Raw genomic sequence first — 15,404 nt, forward strand, 5'->3', positions numbered from 1 at the left:
TAAATCATGGCTAAATATAGGCAAAGTGGTGAAGAACAACCATATTTATCGGCAGGCATCTTTAAGATTAGAATACCTTTTATACATTATAAATGGGAATGGTCAGAAGCATTACAAGGCATTCTAATGTGTGCTACGTGTTTGGGAGCCATACCGATTATGACTGATGTAATAGGGGTATCTTTTGAAATTGCATGGAGTATGGTTATAATTAATGGACTACTCTATAGTTTACACGCTCTTTTGGGAGATCCTGTTGTTCCAGGGTGGATCACACCATCTATACCATTGACTACAGCTTTTTTAATGAACTTTGTTGAAGGACCTGAAAGAATACATGTGCTTATCGCCTTACAACTGCTGCTATCAATAATTTTTCTGTTTATGGGGATTTCTGGTGGAGCAGCAAAGATTATGAACATTGTACCAAACTCTGTTAAAGGGGGAATATTACTTGGTGCAGGTATATCAGCAATTACTGGAGAGTTTACTGCAGGAGGAAGATTTGGTATATATCCCATTGCTATAACCATAGGTGCGATTGTATCTTATTATATATTATTTTCTGAAGGCTTTAGGAAATTAAAGAAAAAAAATAAAGTAGCCTATAGATTCGGGAAATATGGGATGTTACCAGCGATCATCATCAGTATAATTATTGGGCCTCTTGCAGGAGAATTACCTATCCCTCAGATAGAAGTGGGTTCAATAATAAAAATTCCTGATTTTGCAGGAATTATTAGAACGGTAAGTCCCTTCGGAGTAGGATTTCCGGGAATAGATGCCTTTATAGCGGCTATACCAATGGCAATCATGGTGTACATAATTGCATTTGGTGATTTTGTCACAAGTGAAGCATTAATAGGCGAGGCTGATGAAGTAAGGATGGATGAAAAAATTGATTTTAATTCAAATCGATCAAATTTAATTAGCGGAATTAGAAACTTAATTATGGCACTTATTTCACCATATGTTCCTCTATGTGGACCACTTTGGTCAGCGGTAACAGCAGCTGTCTCTGAAAGATATAAAGAAGGACGTAAGGTGATGGATTCCATATTTGGTGGAGTAGGGACCTTTAGATGGTCGACATTTATATGTGTTACTTTAGTACCCATTGTATCTTTAGTTCAGCCTGTATTACCTGTTGCATTAGCATTGACTATGCTGGTGCAAGGATTTGTATGTACCAGACTGGCGATGAATACATTGACCACGGACACAGAAAGAGGCGTTGCTGGTGTTATGGCAGCAGTATTAGCAGTTAAAGGAGCCGCTTGGGGATTAGCCATAGGAATTATCTTACATGTTCTATTAATAGCCTCTAAAAAAAATAAGGATATTGATTTAACCCAAGTGTCAGAAGTAGAAGCATAATCATTAAAAACATAAAAAATGTAATTATTCATATAGAGGGCTTGACAGGATTCTTTTGTTTCAGCTCTATAGGACTTGGTGTTGGCCAGTAAAAAGCCAACACCTTTTTATTATGCTCTATTTCTATACTTGAGGGGTGTAGTACCGGTAAGTTTTTTAAAGGACATATTATAATAATTTTGGTTATTATAGCCTACAGAAAGGGCTATCTCTAATATAGATAGATTGGTATGGAGCAGCAATCTTTTACTATTTTCTACCCTGACCTCGTTGAGAAACTGAGAATAGGTTTTCTTGGTTTCCTTTTTAAATAAATCACAGAAGTAACATTTGTTGATCCCTAAATACTGGGTCAACTTATCCAAGGTCAAAGGTTCTTTATAATGTTTTACTGTATAATGCATAGCCCTTCTTACATGAAAGCTAAAAGGAACCTCATCCATGGCTTTTCTCCTACCCAAATAAAACCTCTCCTTTTCAAAAACACCTAAATATAGTTATAAAAATATAAATATATTTAAGAAGTTTCATATTCTAAATGATAATCTTGGTATATTGATAATAATTATCAATCTCAACAATGTTGTTTATTATATCAAAATTTACCCATAGCAGTCAATGAAGGGAACGGTGTAGGGGAGACATGATGAAAAGGAAATACTTACGATTATCACTATTTGTATTATCTATTGCTTCACTATTTATAGGCGTAAAGGAAATCTCTCCTCTAGATATCTTTCATTTGGGAGAGGATAAAATTCAAATATTAATCCTGGCGAGGATACCAAGGCTGATCAGTATTATTGTAGCCGGTATGGGAATGAGTATAAGTGGTCTAATTATGCAGCAAATATCCCAAAACAAGTTTGTATCTCCTACCACAGCAGCAACTATAGATTCAGCTAAGCTAGGTATTTTGGTTTCTCTTATTTTATTTTCTGGGGCAAATACTTTTAGTAAAATGACCATATCCTTCATTTTTGCCCTAGGGGGAAGTTTTTTATTTATGGGGATTTTAAAAAGAATAAAGTATAAAAATGTAGTTATGGTTCCCCTTTTGGGGATTATGCTGGGCAATATCATTGATTCTATTACAACTTTTTTTGCCTATAGATATGATCTTGTACAGAATATATCCTCTTGGATGCAGGGGAACTTTTCAATGATTATCAAGGGAAGATATGAGCTTTTATATTTAAGCATTCCCCTTGTCCTGGTGGCCTATATCTATGCCAATAAGTTTACTTTGGCTGGCATGGGGGAGGACTTTTCCACAAATTTAGGATTAAACTACAATACTATTGTAAATTTGGGAATTTCCATCGTAGCCTTAATCTCCTCCTTAGTGGTGATTACCGTAGGGAAGATACCCTTTTTAGGGTTGATTATTCCCAATATCGTGACGATGTACCAGGGAGATAACCTAAAGAAAAATATTTTCCCTACGGCTTTATTTGGGGCAATATTTCTTTTGTTTTGCGATATATTGGGACGACTACTCATATTCCCCTATGAAATTTCCATTGGTCTTACTGTGGGAGTGATAGGAAGCTTTATTTTCCTTTATCTCCTTGTTAGGAGGAATGCACAATGAAAATAGAAAAGAAAATTGTTTTCCTTGGTATCCTTTTGTTGATCTTGATAGCCCTGTTTATGTTCATAGGATTGAATAGTAGAAACTTTGAATATGCCCTATCCCAACGTATACCCAAAATCATTGCCATACTGCTGACAGGGAGTTCTATAGCTTTTTCTTCTACAATATTTCAGACCATTACGAATAATCGAATATTAACCCCTAGCGTATTGGGACTGGATTCTATATATATGTTCATACAAACCTTTATGGTATTTGTATTTGGTTCCAGCACTCTAGCTAAGGTAGGAGGCAGTTTTAATTTTGTCCTATCTGTGGGTTTAATGGCTTTATTTTCAGTGCTATTGTTTAAATTACTTTTTAAAAGAGAAGGGAATAATATATTTTTTCTTCTTCTCCTAGGATTGGTATTTGGAACCTTTTTTCAAAGCTTATCATCCTTCATGCAGGTGTTAATAGATCCCAATGAGTTTATGATTGTGCAAAATAAGATGTTTGCCAGTTTTAATAATATCAACACCAATATTTTAGGTCTAGCCCTAGTGGGGGTAATGGTGGCCCTAGTATTCACTTATAAGCATTTAAAGGCTTTAGATGTTCTATCCCTAGGAAGGGAAAATGCCATTAACCTTGGGGTGGAATATGACAAGACAGTAAAGACCATGCTCATGGTCATTTCTATCTTAGTGTCTGTATCTACAGCTCTAGTAGGACCCATAACTTTTTTAGGGTTATTGGTGGTCAATGTCACCCGAGAATTTTTAAAGACCTATAAACATAAATATTTGATTGTAGGATCCATGTTGGTAGGTTCTATCGCTCTTGTAGGGGGACAGTTGATGGCTGAAAGAATAATGAAGTTCAGTACACCCATAAGCGTAATCATCAATTTTATTGGAGGCGTTTATTTTATCTACCTATTATTCAAGGAGGGAAAAAATTGATAGAGGTAAGGGATGTTATCAAACAATATGGTTGTAAAAATGTAGTAGATCATGTCAGCGTAGAAATAGAAAAGGGAAAGATCACTTCCTTCATTGGACCCAATGGAGCAGGAAAAAGCACTTTGCTATCCATGATTAGTAGAATGATTAGTAAAGATGGAGGAGAAGTTTTTATAGATAATCAGGAAATTGGTCAGTGGGAGAGTAAGGAGCTGGCTAAGAAAATATCTATTTTAAAGCAAACAAATCATATGAATATTAGACTGACCATTAGAGAACTTGTGGTCTTTGGTCGCTTTCCCCATTGTCAAGGGAAAATGACTGCTAAGGATTGGCAAGCTGTGGATGAGGCCATAGGATATATGAAATTGGAGGATATTGAGGATAAATATTTAGATGAGCTTAGTGGTGGGCAAAGACAAAGAGCCTATATCGCCATGGTTATCGCCCAGGATACAGAGTATATTCTCTTGGACGAACCCCTGAATAATCTAGATATGAAGCATTCAGTAGATATTATGAAAACCTTGAGACAGTTGGTGGATGATCTGGGAAAGACAGTAGTCATCGTTATCCATGATATTAACTTTGCATCCTGCTATTCAGATTATATTGTAGCCCTAAAGGATGGAAAAATAGCCAATGAGGGAGAGGCCTATGAGATTATTGACAAGGAGGTATTAGAGGAAATTTATGAAATGCAATTTAGTATAGAAAACATAGAAAACAGTAGAATTTGCGTGTATTACTAGATCTGTTGTACTAATTAAATGGAGAGTTTGCTTTGTGTAGAGGCTTAGAGAATGCTCAAGAAGCTAGACAGGCGTTTTAAGTCAAGTGTTTGAGCATAGCGAGTTGCAGGCGTGTCCTAGGTAGCCAATTTACAAACTCTTAGCCGGAGAACTGCGGCAAATCGGAATTTAACCAGTACAACAAGTTACTAAAGAAAAATTTAAGAATAGGGTGAAGAAAATGACAAAAAGAAAAGGTTTACTGATATCAGTATTGTTAATTTTTAGTATTTTATTATTTACTGCCTGCGGGACCACAAAGGAAAAGGGAAATGCAGAGGAGAGCACAGATACCATAACCATTCAGCATAGTTTAGGAGAAACTAAGGTAGATAAAAATCCCAAAAGAGTAGTGGTTTTTGACTATGGTACATTGGATTCCTTAGACAAAATGAATGTAGAAATAGTAGGACTGCCAAAGGCCAACATACCTTCTTCATTGGAAAAATTTAATGATGACAAGTATGAAAATGTGGGAGCTTTAAAGGAACCTGATTTTGAAAAAATATTTGAGCTTCAACCAGACATCATATTTATTTCAGGAAGACAGGCAGAATCCTATGAAGAATTTGAAAAAATTGCTCCAACGGTTTATATGGAAGTAGACGGAGCAGATTATATGGGATCAGTGATCAAAAATGCAAAAATTTTGGGAGAAATATTTGATAAGGAAGAATTTGTAGAACAAGAACTAGCAAACATCAATGATGCTATCCAAGAGTTAAACCAAGAAGTAGTGGATAGTGAAAAAAATGCTTTAATTGTTTTAGCTAATGATGGAATGATTAGTGCCTATGGAGAAGGATCAAGATTTGGTATTATCCATAGAGAATTTGGATTTATTCCCGTAGATAAGGGGATAGAAGTAAGCAATCACGGTCAAAGCATAACCTTTGAATATATCTTAGAGAAAAATCCTGATGTTGTATTTGTCGTGGATAGGGCTGCTGTAACTGGTGGCAGCACCTCTGCAAAACAAATTTTTGATAATGACATTATTAAACAAACAGAAGCTTATAAAAATGGCAAAATAGTATATTTGAATTCTGAAATCTGGTATGTGGCTTCAGGAGGGCTAACAGGAACAAAGACAATGATAGAGGATGTACAATCTAATTTTTAGGAGGCGAACAATGTTCGCCTCTTTTATTTATCCTATGTCTTCCTTTGGGATCGGGCAACCTTCCCATTTCTTATTATAATGAGTTTTCTACTCTATGATTTACTGGACGGAAATTTAGAAACAGATATAATAGGATTATGAAGAATTACTTTTATAGAATAGTATTTAAAGAGCCAAAAAATTTGTTGTGTGATTTTTGATCTACCCTAGGCATATGTGAGGAGGACAGAACTTTGTTAACTGCATTAGAAAAAGAGTTATATATAGATATTAATGAAAAAAGTAAGGAAAAAGTGATTTATGTATTTAATGTTGGTAAGACAATTCAATTGCCGGTGGTTGAAAATCTAAGAGTAGTCGGGATATTGGATTTGTTTGTACTTTTAGGAAACACAAGTAGAAGTATAAACATAAATGATTTAATGTATAAAGATATCATAGTGGCTGGTGAATATCAAAATGTGTTTAGTTTCAAGAATTCCAATCAATTGATCTTACCAATTGTAGATGTGAATGGAAATTATATTGGGTTTGTAAATAAATTTACTCAAAAAACCTATTTGCCTAGCAAAGAATATATGCAGTTTGTAGAAATGAATCTGAAAAGTATTCTTGATGAAGATAAAGAAATTAACTTTGATCATCTCAAGAAAAATTTTTTCACAATCATTGAATCAAATTATGATGGAATTTATATCACCGTGGATAAAGGAACGACGTTAAGCATTAATAATCAATGTAATTATATAGATGATACTATTGTGGAAAGTGAGTCATTTTCAGAGAATACTGTAAAAGGAGAGTATATAAATGTAATACAAAACATTCAAAAGAGAAAGGAAATTTCCGTATCTCAAGAATGTAGTTCCAATAGAGGTATTATTAGAGTCAGCGAAAATATTAATGACTTTAATCAAATCAAGAGTGAACTGAATGAAATGAAAAAGCTTGCTAAGAAATATCAGACTGAACTTGAATTTTTGAGGTGGGAACAGAAAAAAACGGATAAGGTAATTGCCCATAGTAATGAAATGAAAAAGGTTATTAATTTGGCAGTAAGAGTTGCTAAATTTGACACTACAGTTTTAATACAGGGACAATCAGGTGTTGGAAAAGGAGAATTAAGCAAGCTGATTCATAATAACAGCGAACGTAAGAATGGACCTTTTATTAAAATAGATTGTGGATCTATACCAGAGCATCTGTTAGAGTCAGAACTGTATGGATACGAACCGGGATCTTTTTCGGGAGCAAAACAGGAGGGAAAAATTGGCTTAATTGAACTGGCAAATGAGGGGACTCTTTTTCTGGATGAAATCGGGGAATTACCGCTTAATCTGCAGTCGAAAATACTCCGTGTTCTACAGGATAAAGAAATTGTCCGAGTGGGTGGAAAAAAAACTATACCTGTAGATATTAGGATTATTGCTGCTACAAATAGAGATTTAGAAGAAATGGTTCAGCAAAAAAAGTTTAGACAAGATCTATATTTTCGGCTGAATGTTTTTCCCATAAAAATTTTAACACTTCAGGAGAGAAGGGAGGATATAAAACCGTTAGTTGAAAATTGCCTAAATCTATTCAATAAAAAATACAAATTAAATAAGTATGTGGATTGTGTCGCATTACGATATTTAATAAACTATAATTGGCCTGGCAATGTGAGAGAAGTGGAAAATGTTATAGAATATTTAATAATCACAACTGATTCTGTTGAAATATCAAAAGAAGATCTTCCCAGCAATATTGTCAACCATGATAATAATATGAATAATAACCTGCCTACGACTAGTATCCTAGGTTTTAATTCCATGAAGGAAGCTATCGATTCAATAGAGAAGGAATTATTAATAGATGCAATGCGGAATTCAAAAAATACAACTGAGATGGCAGAAATATTGAAAATTGATCGAAGTACAGTATCCAGAAAGCTGAAAAGGCATAATATTGAGGTAAAGTTCAATTGATTGTGCATTTTGTCACATATTGTGAAATAATGCACAAAACACGAATCTTGTAGATAAGATGGAGTGAAGTAGATGAATACAGCTATTTTTGTGAAATATTGCACAAAGTATAAAGAAATACGAGTCTAGATGAAATTCTAGATTCGTATTTTTTTATTTAAACAGCCTGAAATAATCACACCTTATGGGGATTACTAAAATAATTCGACAACTTGGTATGGTAATTGCAATAGTTATATCTGTGCAAACCTAAAACATGCAGCACAAAACAAATCATAAAGGAGGTTCAAAGAGAATGGAATTAATTGGTAACATTATTACGTTTCTAAATGGCTATATTTGGTCAACACCTTTAATCATTCTTATCGTAGGCTGTAGCTTGTATTTTACTATCAGATTAAGGTTTGTCCAAGTCCGCTTAATAAAAGATATGCTGAAAAATATACTAGGGGGTAAAAGTTCAGATAGTGGCATATCCTCACTTTCTGCATTTTGGGTTGCCCTGTCTACTAGGATCGGTACTGGTAGTATAGCGGGGGTTGCAATGGCGATCTATATGGGAGGTCCAGGTGCTGTGTTTTGGATGTGGATTACAACCATTCTTCTTTCCGCGACATCGTTGGTTGAGTGTACATTGGGGCAGTTATACAAAGTCAGAATAGACGATGAGTACCGTGGAGGAGCTGCGTACTGCGCGGTTGGAGCAAAGAACTGAAAATGGTTTGGCGTTCTCTTCGCCGGAGTTACTGCTTTTACAGTTACACTCTTAGTGCCAGCTATACAGTCCAACATGATTAGTGAAGCTATGTACAATGGATTAAATATTCCCCCTTTGTATACTGGAGTAACCCTCGGGATAGTGCTAGGCATTATTGTCTTAGGTGGAATCAAGCGGATCGGAAAGGTTTCTAATTTTCTCATTCCCCTTAAGGTATTTGGTTACTTTGGGTTAGTTATCATTGTATTAGGGTTCAATTTTACAGAAATTCCCAAAGTGTTGAGCTGGATTTTTACATCTGCTTTTAATGGTACAGCTGCATTTGGCGGCATGATGGGCAGTGCTTTTGCATGGGGTGTCAGACGAGCCACCTTTTCTACCGGAGCTGGTTTAGGTGAGCAGACTCCTGCTGCAGCGGCAGCTGAGTCTAGTCACCCGATTAAAGAAGGGTTATCAAACGCCTTTGGTATCTATATTAATCTTTTAGTGTGTACTTGTACTGCACTGATGATCTTGGTAACAGACTGCTTTAATACAGTTAATGGCTACATCGGCTCTGGGTCGGCTTCTATGGCTGGATTATTTGAAACTGATCAGTACGGCGTAGCATTTGCCCAAGAAGCTGTTAATACTTTCATTCCAGGAGCTGGCAGGATTTTGATTGGCATCTTCGTTTTCTTATTTGCCTTTACTTGCGTTATAAGTTATGCCTACTATGCTGAAACTTCATTAGTATATCTCTTAGGCAAGAAAAGTGAGCGATTTCGTAAAAGTACCATTTTGATTGCCAGAATACTATTAGTAGGGTCGTATATGTTCTTCTCTGTTGCCACTTCAGAAGTTGCTTGGAATGCAGCTGATTTGGGTAACGGTCTCATGGCATGGTTAAATATATTCCTAATATTTATTTTATTCAAAGATGTAGTTAAGTTACTCAAGGACTATGAGGCACAGAAGAAGGCAGGAAAGGATCCATACCTTGATCCAGCAAAGGTAGATATTAAGAACATAGACCTTTGGGCAGATATAAACAAAGAAAGAATTACTGCTGAAAATGCTAAAAATATAATCTGATTATGCTCTTGAGGGAGCAAAAGTAGACGGTTGCAGACTATTCATAGGCCCAAAGGGTGGAAGAATGTACTAGATGGTAAGAGACTGTATTCTAAACAGATATTTCCTAGGAAGACTGGATATATACGAGTAAATGAGTATTATAAAAAACATAAATTTAAAACTAGGAGGCTGAATTTATAATGAAAGAGAAAATTGTTACGATTACCGGTGCTGGAAGTGGTCTGGGTGCTCGCCTTGCAAAGAAGTATTCAGAAGAAGGAGCTAAAGTAGTTTTGCTTGATATATCAAAGGAGAATTTATCAAGAGTTTCTGAATCATTACCGGGTGAAAATCATACTTATGTAGTCGATATTTCTTCAAATGAAAATGTGAACAAGGTATTCAATTTGATTTATTCAGAAGTAGGAGGTATAGATATTCTCATTAACTGTGCGGGAATAGGACGTTTTGATCTTGCAGAAAAGATCGATGGGAGTTCCGTGGACGCAATGATTGATATTAACCTAAAAGGGACAATTTACTGCACACAGCAAGTAATAAGTAGTATGAAGAAAAGGAATCAAGGTCAGATCATTAATATTATATCTATGTCTGGTAAGCGCCCTGTCGTCACAGAATCCGTATACTGTGCAAGCAAATATGGTGTGACGGGATTTACACAGGCATTGGCATTAGAATTAGAAAACACGAATGTCCGTGTCATGGGCGTTTATATGGGAAATATGGCCACGGAATTATGGAAAGGGGAAAAGCCTGATAACTTTAATAAATTTATTAGCCCCGATGATATGGCTGACATAATTATGGAAAATGCAAAATACAGAAATAATCTGTCTATTGAGGAAGTAATGGTAAAAAATATAAGAAATTAGGAACAGCACGGTAATGCACAGGGCAGAGTTGGGTGTGGAATGGGTCAGCAAATATCAGTTGCAGCAAGAAGTGATGAAAAGTAAAAAAGGAGATGAACACTCCTGTTGAAACGGTGATTGGGTAGTATTTCCCAAGAACTCTCTATCAAAAATCATATCATAAACATAAAGAAGTGGTTCAAATGAGTGGAGTAAAAATCTATCGTAGCATGGCTACGAGAGGGAGGTAGAAATGACATTTGAATTATATAGTTCCGCACTGGTAAACAACAGATTTAAAGATGAATATGGAAACCTATCAAAAGAAGGGAATACTATCTGTGGCATACCTCAGAGGTCGTTTCCTCTTAATTGGAAAGGTATACCTGAGGGAACAGAGAGCTTTGCCATTGTTTTTATTGATTATGACAACTCAGAAGGGTTTCCATTTGTTCATTGGCTGGCTTGCAATATTCCGGGAAATGTTACAAGCTTAGAAGAGAATGCAAGTAGAGAAGCAGATTTTTTTATTCAAGGGATGAACAGTTGGTCAATCCCTTACGGCCCATATGAAAATATTCCAGAGGATTTAACTTTGCATTTTGGTGGACCAGCGCCGTCAAGCGAGCATGAATACGAAATTGTTATCTATGCATTAGACAGAGTCCTCAATTTAGAAAAAGGATTCCATTATAATGAGTTGAGAAAGGCTATGAGGGGTCATATTCTTTCAAAAGCAACATTAATAGGTCTTTATGGATAAGATTACAGATTATACTTTTAATGTTTTTGAAAAGGGTAAACCCTTTACAGATAGGACTATGAAGGATATAGTCGAAATGGATTACTGCTAAGATATACAATAGCAAAGACCTCTACGTTGCAATTTCGTCTGGAAGTAATCGACCAAATATCCCCTCTCTCTGTAGCGGATTTATTAATTTGTTTGAAACCCAGAATCTTTTAGAAACTAGTAAATCTATCAATCACTTGATCTTGTTTATGGTAAGCTGTATTCAAATAACGGATATAAAAAGAAGAAGCACCCCTGGAAAACAAATTTTTAATAATGACATTATTAAACAAACAGAAGCTTATAAAAATGGCAAAATAGTATATTTGAATTCTGAAATCTGGTATGTGGCTTCAAGGGGGGCTAACAGGAACAAAGACAAGGATAGAGGGTGTACAATCTAATTTTTAGGAGGCGAACAATGTTCGCCTCTTTTATTATAAGTATTTAGGATGGCATGACTTGCCCACCATTTACGTGAAGGGTTTGGCCTGTCACGAATCGAGAATCATCAGAAGCGAGATACACAAAAGTAGGAGCTACTTCAAAGGGCTGCCCTTGGCGCTCCATGGGATTGCCCGCTTGGGTCACCACATCGGCAGAGAAACTTGAGGGAATAAGGGGGGTCCATATTCGCCCAGGGGCGATAGCATTTACCCGAATGCCTTTACTTACTAAACTATTTGCCAGAGCCCGAGTAAAACCGATATTTGCTCCCTTAGTTGCGGTATAATCAATCAATTGATCATTTCCCTCATAGGTCACCACAGAGGATGTATTGATAATAGAACTTCCTGCCTTTAAGTAGGGTAAGGCTGCTCGAGTGGTATAGAAATGGGAGTATATATTTACTTTAAAGGTATCATCAAATTGCTCATCGGTAATATCCAACAAACTTAGTTGCTGAAACTGAATGCCTACATGATTACATAAAATATCCAATTGTCCAAATTCCTGTATAGTCTTTTTCACAATATAAATACACTGTTGTTTTTGCCGTAAATCACCAGGTAATAATATACAACATTGCCCAAGTTGTTCAATTCTTCTCTTTGTCCTTTGGGCATCCTCATGCTCATCTAAATAGGCAATAGCTACATTGGCTCCTTCTTTGGCAAAGGCAATGGCTGCTGCTGCACCCATTCCACTGTCTCCTCCTGTGATTAGGGCAACTTTTCCCTCAAGCTTTCCGCTACCTTTATAATGAGGGTTTTCAATAATAGGTCTTGGCACCATGAGTTTTTCCACACCAGGCTGACGGTATTGCCGTTGCTCAGGCACGGTAATTGGTACGTCTTGGTATTGAGTGATTTTCCCATAGTTGGGGTGCATGGGGTAGTCCTGATGGTTTATCATTTTTGGGTTATTTTGATCCTTTTGAGACATAGTAATCTCCTCCTAAAAATATAACTTTCATTAAGTAGTTTATGTAGTAGAGGGCAGGGAGGTGTATGTAATTTCAGAGGATAGAGTCTATCTCTAGTACTGGCACTTTGTTAAGGAAAATGCCATAAAGTGAAAGGGAACATACAAAATAGTAAATCTAAGGAGGTGACAATTATGCAAACCTACAAACCTTGTCCAGGGGTAAACCTATTGCTAGTCAATTATTCTAATGAAAGAGTACAGATTATATATAATGCAAATTCTAAGGCTTTTGAATTACCTAAAATTGGACCACGACCACCCTATTATTGTAATCCCCGTTGTGAACAGTATTATCCTATCATCTAGTGATAGCAGACGGAGGAGATGGCATATCTTAGAACGGTCACCAACTCCGTCCTTTTTTACATTATTTTTATCGTAAAATGGTAGAGGTTTTTAAAAATTGTGATAATTATGATATAATAAAATACATGTCAATAAAAAGTTATAAGGAGAAGGGGGAAATTATGAAACTTGAAGTAAAGAATATACATAAAAGCTTTTCAAATACCGAAGTCTTGCATGGCATTTCTTTTTCGGTAGAAAAGGGAAGGGCTTTAGGGCTATTGGGAAGAAATGGTGCGGGAAAGACGACCACGATTAGAATCCTCATGAACTTATTTAATGCGGACAGCGGAGAAATTCTTTTGGATGGAGAAAAATTTATAGCAAAGAATCATCAGATAGGATATTTGCCTGAAGAGAGAGGATTATATCCAAAAAAGAAAGTTTTTGAACAATTGGTTTACCTAGGAAAACTTAGGGGCCTATCTACTAAGGTTGCCAAGGAGAATACCCTATATTGGTTGGAAAGATTAGGAGTATTAGAATATAAAGAGAAAAAACTAGAGACCCTATCCAAAGGGAATCAACAAAAAGTCCAGCTGGCAGAAACCTTTCTTTGTAATCCGGATATTATCATATTGGATGAACCCTTTAGTGGGTTAGACCCCGTAAACTCACAGATTTTAAAAAATATTATTCGAGAATTAATTGAAGACAATAAATTATTAATCTTCTCCAGTCATCAAATGAACTATGTGGAAGAATTTTGTGAAGAAATTGCCTTGATTAATAAAGGAGAAATTGTTTTAACAGGAGATTTAAAAGAAATAAAAAATAAATATGGTATGAACAGATTGACCATAAGTGATGTGAATTTATCTCCTAGTGAATTACAAGGGGTTATTTCAAATAAACTCAGGGAGATTGCTACAGTGGTAGATCAAAAGAAAAATTATTTAATCATAGAATTATTAGAAAATAAAACAAAAAATGATTTACTTAAAGGGCTAATAGAGTCAGACATAAATATTGAAAAATTTTCTACATATCAGCCCACCTTGGAAGATATTTTTGTCAGTAAGGTAGGTGACAAATAATGAAAGATTTTTTTATTGTACTAAAATTTGAATTAATGCATTTTATGAAAAACAAAACCTTTATTATTTCCACGGTGATTATTTGTTTGCTTTTGGCCATTGGGTTATCTATACCCACGATAAAAGATACTTTTTTCAGTTCTTCCCAGGAGGAACAACCTATAGATGAGCAGGGGGAAGAACTAAGTCAAACCTATGGCTTTATTAATAAAAATAATGCCATATCTAAGGTAGAGGATTTAAAGAAATCTTTTGACGGTGGAAAACTAGTAGAATTTGATAGCCAGGACCAATTAGAAAAAAATATATTAGATGAGAAAATAGAAGCAGGTTACATTATAGAATCTGCTACTAAATATCAATATATGGTTAAAAATAACGAGATGATGGACTCAAATAGCTTTATATTTGAGGAAGCGCTCAAAAAGGCCTATAGAATGCAAGGTTTTGAGGAGAGAGGTATAAACTATCAGGATGTTGAAGATCTTGTTCATGCCAATATAGAGCAAGAAACTATGGTTTTAGGTAAAGATAGTGCTAGTAATTATGCCTATACTTATATTTTAATCTTTGGTCTATATTTTATGATCATACTTTACGGTCAGCTGATTGCTACCTCAGTAGCCAGTGAAAAAAGCAATAGAACCATGGAGGTTCTTATCACCAGTACCGATAGTAGGAATTTGATATTTGGCAAAGTTTTAGGGGGAGCCTTGGCAGGAGTCATACAATTTGGATTAGTGATTGCCGTAGGGGGTATAGTCTATAAGCTAAATGCCTCTGCTTGGGATCATGCTCTAGACTTTATATTTGAAATACCTGGAAGTGTTCTTCTGTGGTTTTCTCTATTTGGTATTTTAGGTTACTTGCTTTATTCCTTTGTCTTTGGTGCTTTGGGGGCTTTAGTATCTAGAACAGAAGATATTAGTGCCAGTTCAACACCTGTAACGATCGTTTTTGTGGCGGTATTTTTTGTTACCATGATGGGCATGAATAATACAGAATCGGTAGTATTAAAAATTGCTTCCTTTATTCCCTTTAGTTCCTTCATGTCTATGTTTGTTAGAGTATCTATGGGGAGTGTTTCCAATATGGAAATCATTCTATCTTTACTGATCTTGGTGGCCACCACGGGGATCATAGGGGGCTTTGCAGCCATGATTTATCGTTTGGGAACCCTCATGTATGGAAATCCTGTGAAATTGAAAAATGCAATTAAGCTATTAAGACAAAAATAGATATCCTTATAAAAAGCGGCGATTGCCGCTTTTTATATTTAAATTTTTTAACTTTTGAGAAGCTTTGATAATAATATAGTAAGAATAAAAAACAATGTTCAAATAGAGGGTAAATTGT

The 15,404-nt window shown here is 35.6% G+C and carries 13 protein-coding genes and 1 pseudogene; 12 read left to right on the forward strand and 2 right to left on the reverse strand.

Features of this window, described 5'->3' with window-relative positions:
- Positions 1 to 6 precede the first annotated feature (6 nt).
- Positions 7 to 1,377, forward strand: a complete 1,371-nt coding sequence (locus NSA47_RS11645) for a permease family protein (protein WP_257532176.1) — start codon at positions 7 to 9, stop codon at positions 1,375 to 1,377.
- A 110-nt stretch (positions 1,378 to 1,487) separates the two neighbouring features.
- Here NSA47_RS11645 and NSA47_RS11650 read toward each other — a convergent pair whose 3' ends face one another.
- Entirely contained in the window at positions 1,488 to 1,838 is a 351-nt protein-coding gene (locus tag NSA47_RS11650) for a helix-turn-helix domain-containing protein (RefSeq protein ID WP_257532178.1), read from the reverse strand.
- 185 nt (positions 1,839 to 2,023) lie between these two features.
- Here NSA47_RS11650 and NSA47_RS11655 point away from each other — a divergent pair, with 185 nt between their 5' ends.
- From NSA47_RS11655 to NSA47_RS11690, 8 genes and pseudogenes are all read left to right on the forward strand, one after another.
- Positions 2,024 to 2,971, forward strand: a complete 948-nt coding sequence (locus NSA47_RS11655) for an ABC transporter permease (RefSeq protein ID WP_257532180.1) — start codon at positions 2,024 to 2,026, stop codon at positions 2,969 to 2,971.
- Positions 2,968 to 3,918: an iron chelate uptake ABC transporter family permease subunit gene (locus NSA47_RS11660; protein ID WP_257532182.1), complete on the forward strand. Its 951-nt coding sequence runs from the start codon at positions 2,968 to 2,970 to the stop codon at positions 3,916 to 3,918. Before NSA47_RS11655 ends, NSA47_RS11660 begins: the two co-directional genes overlap by 4 nt.
- Positions 3,915 to 4,670, forward strand: coding sequence for an iron ABC transporter ATP-binding protein (locus NSA47_RS11665; RefSeq protein ID WP_257532184.1), 756 nt, complete (start codon positions 3,915 to 3,917; stop codon positions 4,668 to 4,670). Before NSA47_RS11660 ends, NSA47_RS11665 begins: the two co-directional genes overlap by 4 nt.
- A gap of 220 nt (positions 4,671 to 4,890) precedes the next feature.
- On the forward strand, positions 4,891 to 5,832 hold the full coding sequence (locus tag NSA47_RS11670) for a siderophore ABC transporter substrate-binding protein (RefSeq protein WP_257532186.1): 942 nt from the start codon (positions 4,891 to 4,893) through the stop codon (positions 5,830 to 5,832).
- 233 nt (positions 5,833 to 6,065) lie between these two features.
- A complete protein-coding gene (locus NSA47_RS11675; RefSeq protein WP_257532188.1) occupies positions 6,066 to 7,799 on the forward strand; it encodes a sigma 54-interacting transcriptional regulator in 1,734 nt (577 codons plus the stop codon).
- Between the two features lie 295 nt (positions 7,800 to 8,094).
- Positions 8,095 to 9,591 (forward strand): annotated as a pseudogene (locus tag NSA47_RS11680) (alanine/glycine:cation symporter family protein).
- Positions 9,592 to 9,773: 182 nt separating this feature from the next.
- A complete protein-coding gene (locus NSA47_RS11685; RefSeq protein WP_257532190.1) occupies positions 9,774 to 10,466 on the forward strand; it encodes an SDR family oxidoreductase in 693 nt (230 codons plus the stop codon).
- 232 nt (positions 10,467 to 10,698) lie between these two features.
- A complete protein-coding gene (locus NSA47_RS11690; protein WP_257532192.1) occupies positions 10,699 to 11,208 on the forward strand; it encodes a YbhB/YbcL family Raf kinase inhibitor-like protein in 510 nt (169 codons plus the stop codon).
- A gap of 477 nt (positions 11,209 to 11,685) precedes the next feature.
- Here NSA47_RS11690 and NSA47_RS11695 read toward each other — a convergent pair whose 3' ends face one another.
- Positions 11,686 to 12,570, reverse strand: a complete 885-nt coding sequence (locus tag NSA47_RS11695; protein WP_373370325.1) for an SDR family oxidoreductase — start codon at positions 12,568 to 12,570, stop codon at positions 11,686 to 11,688.
- Positions 12,571 to 12,798: 228 nt separating this feature from the next.
- Between NSA47_RS11695 and NSA47_RS11700 the strand changes: the two genes are divergently transcribed.
- The 3 genes from NSA47_RS11700 to NSA47_RS11710 all read left to right on the forward strand — a co-directional run bounded on the left by NSA47_RS11700 (position 12,799) and on the right by NSA47_RS11710 (position 15,286).
- Positions 12,799 to 12,972 carry a hypothetical protein gene (locus tag NSA47_RS11700; protein WP_257532196.1) on the forward strand — a complete coding sequence of 58 codons (174 nt, stop codon included), beginning with the start codon at positions 12,799 to 12,801 and terminating at the stop codon, positions 12,970 to 12,972.
- Positions 12,973 to 13,133: 161 nt separating this feature from the next.
- A complete protein-coding gene (locus tag NSA47_RS11705; RefSeq protein ID WP_257532197.1) occupies positions 13,134 to 14,048 on the forward strand; it encodes an ABC transporter ATP-binding protein in 915 nt (304 codons plus the stop codon).
- Positions 14,048 to 15,286 (forward strand): ABC transporter permease, encoded by a 1,239-nt coding sequence (locus NSA47_RS11710; protein ID WP_257532200.1) that lies wholly within the window; start codon positions 14,048 to 14,050, stop codon positions 15,284 to 15,286. The genes NSA47_RS11705 and NSA47_RS11710 overlap by 1 nt, the downstream gene beginning before the upstream one ends.
- Positions 15,287 to 15,404: the final 118 nt, after the last annotated feature.

The sequence above is a fragment of the Irregularibacter muris genome, assembly GCF_024622505.1.
Taxonomy (GTDB): Bacteria; Bacillota; Clostridia; order Eubacteriales; family Garciellaceae; genus Irregularibacter; species Irregularibacter muris.

Coding starts and splice junctions, on each gene's coding strand:
- NSA47_RS11685 (WP_257532190.1), top strand. CDS start 9,774: ATGAAAGAGAAAATTGTTACGATTACCGGTGCTGGAAGTGGTCTGGGT.
- NSA47_RS11710 (WP_257532200.1), top strand. CDS start 14,048: ATGAAAGATTTTTTTATTGTACTAAAATTTGAATTAATGCATTTTATG.
- NSA47_RS11690 (WP_257532192.1), top strand. CDS start 10,699: ATGACATTTGAATTATATAGTTCCGCACTGGTAAACAACAGATTTAAA.
- NSA47_RS11645 (WP_257532176.1), top strand. CDS start 7: ATGGCTAAATATAGGCAAAGTGGTGAAGAACAACCATATTTATCGGCA.
- NSA47_RS11660 (WP_257532182.1), top strand. CDS start 2,968: ATGAAAATAGAAAAGAAAATTGTTTTCCTTGGTATCCTTTTGTTGATC.
- NSA47_RS11655 (WP_257532180.1), top strand. CDS start 2,024: ATGAAAAGGAAATACTTACGATTATCACTATTTGTATTATCTATTGCT.
- NSA47_RS11695 (WP_373370325.1), bottom strand. CDS start 12,570: ATGCACCCCAACTATGGGAAAATCACTCAATACCAAGACGTACCAATT.
- NSA47_RS11670 (WP_257532186.1), top strand. CDS start 4,891: ATGACAAAAAGAAAAGGTTTACTGATATCAGTATTGTTAATTTTTAGT.
- NSA47_RS11700 (WP_257532196.1), top strand. CDS start 12,799: ATGCAAACCTACAAACCTTGTCCAGGGGTAAACCTATTGCTAGTCAAT.
- NSA47_RS11705 (WP_257532197.1), top strand. CDS start 13,134: ATGAAACTTGAAGTAAAGAATATACATAAAAGCTTTTCAAATACCGAA.